At 68.4% G+C, this 2,091-nt stretch carries 2 protein-coding genes; both read right to left on the bottom strand.

All coding sequences use genetic code 11. The features are described 5' to 3' along the window. On the bottom strand, positions 1-1,181 hold a 1,181-nt coding region (locus tag F6S12_RS31335; protein WP_315869817.1), incomplete at its 3' end, for a pyridoxal phosphate-dependent aminotransferase. A gap of 26 nt (positions 1,182-1,207) precedes the next feature. After that, positions 1,208-2,091: thiamine pyrophosphate-dependent enzyme (locus F6S12_RS31330; protein ID WP_315869816.1), on the bottom strand; the 884-nt coding region annotated here is incomplete at its 5' end.

Below are 2,091 nucleotides of genomic sequence, written 5' to 3'. Positions count from 1 at the left end.
TCGCGTTCGGCCAGGCACTGCCGGGCGCACAAGGCGATGCGCCGGCAGGCTTCGCGCAGGTCATCCGCTTGCAGCACCAGCCCCAGGCGGATATGCCCGGCGGCGCTGGGGCCGAAGGCTTCGCCAGCCAGCACCGAGACGCCCTGCTCATCCAGCAGGCGCTCGCTGAAGGCCTGGGCGCTGAGCCCGGTGGCGCGGATATCGACCATGACGAACATGCCGCCATCGGGTTTCAACGGCCGGGCACCGGGGCAATCGGCCAGGCAGTCGCACACCAGGTCCCGGCGCTGGCGATAGGCCTGGGCCATCTCTTGCAGCTGCGGCAAGGGCTGTTCCAGGGCCACCACGGCGGCGTCCTGGATGAATTCCGGTGAGCCGTAGAGCATGCACAGGGCGAGGTTTTCCAGGTGCGCGGCCAGGGCCGTCGGCGCCACTACCCAGCCCAGGCGCCAGCCGGTCATGGCATGGGACTTGGACAGGCTGTTGAGGGTCGCGGTGCGCTCGGCCATGCCCGGCAGGCTGGCCGGGCTGACATGCTCGCCCTCGTACAGCAGTTCGCTGTAGACCTCGTCGCAGATCAGCCACAGGTCATGTTCGATGCACAGCGCCGCCAGGGCTTCCCAGGTGGCCCGGGGGATACTGGCGCCCGTGGGGTTGTGCGGGCTGTTGAGCACCAGGGCCCGGGTCTTGCCGGTGATGCGCGCGGCCACCGCCTCGGGCTGCACCCGAAAGCCGTCTTCGGCCCGCACCGGCAGCGGCACCACCCGGGCGTTGCAGGCACCGAACACTGCTTCATAGGTGACGTACATCGGCTCGGCCACTATCACTTCGTCCCCCGGGTCCAGCAGGCACTGGGCCACGCTGTACAGGGCGCACTGGGCACCGGCCAGCACCACCACCTGCTCGGCATCCACCACTTGCCCGCTGCGCTGCTGATGGCGGCGGGCGATGGCCTCGCGCAAGGCGCGCTTGCCGCGCACATCGGCGTAATGGGTGTGGCCGGCCTGCAGGCTGTCGATGGCCGCCTGGACTATGGGTTGCGGGGTGTCGAAATCCGGGTCGCCCACCGACAGCAACCAGACCTGCTCGCCACGTTCGCGCTTGGCCAGGGCCCGGTAATGAATGTCCCAGGCGGCGGCGCCGTCTCCGGCAATACGTTGGGTCAGTCGAGAAAAGCGCATGCACAAGCTCCAGGAAAAAGGGATGGTCAGCGCGCGCAGGCGTGCTTGAGTTCGATCAGGGTCACGCCATTGCGGGCAAAGCCCTCGCGCAGTTCCTGTTGCAACTCATCGAGGCTGGCGGGCTGGCTGACGCTGCAACCAAAGGCCCGGGCCAGGGCGGCAAAATCCGGATTGCGCGGCAGCACGCCAATGGGCTCGATGTTCAGGTCCAGCATGTCATCGCGGATCTGCCCCAGGGCATCGTTGTTCCACAGCAGCACCACCAGCGGGCTGCGCAGTTCCTCCACCGCCGTGGCCAACTCCTGCACGGTGTAGAGAAAACCACCATCGCCCACCAGTACCAGCCCGGGACGCTCGGGGGCTCCGAGCTTGGCGCCGATGCCCGCCGGCAAGCCGTAGCCGAGGGTGCCGTAGCCGGTGGGGTGCAGCCAGCTGCGGGTGGCCCGGGTCGGGTACAGGTAGTTGCCGCTGTAGGCCAGCTGGGTCATGTCGCTGGCGATAAAGCCGTGCTCCGGCAGCTCGGCGGCAATGCGTTGCAGGATCGAGCGGTGAATCTGCTGCAAGGGCCCCTGCCCGTTCTGCAGCGCCTGGCGCAGATCGGCCACCGCATGAATCGCCGCCCCCGCTTCGGCCGGTGTGGGTGGCAAGGCCTGGAGCAAGGCGTCCAGGGTGGCCCGGGCATCGCCGTGCAAGGCCACCGAACACGGGTAGAAGTCATTGAACTTGCGCGGGTCGATATCCAACCGCAGCAGCTCGCCGTTCAGCGGCAGGCGCTCGCGCCAGTAGTCGGTGTCGGCCATTTCGGTGCCCACCGCCAGCACCACGTCGGCCTGAGCGATCAACTGCCAGCCGGGCTCCACGCACAAGGTCGCCCCGGCGTTCAGTGGCGCTTCATCCGGCAGCAGGCCCT

The organism is Pseudomonas sp. JV245A (assembly GCF_032424515.1).
GTDB classification, from domain to species: domain Bacteria; phylum Pseudomonadota; class Gammaproteobacteria; order Pseudomonadales; family Pseudomonadaceae; genus Aquipseudomonas; species Aquipseudomonas protegens.
This window is presented reverse-complemented; position numbering and strand designations above follow the sequence as displayed.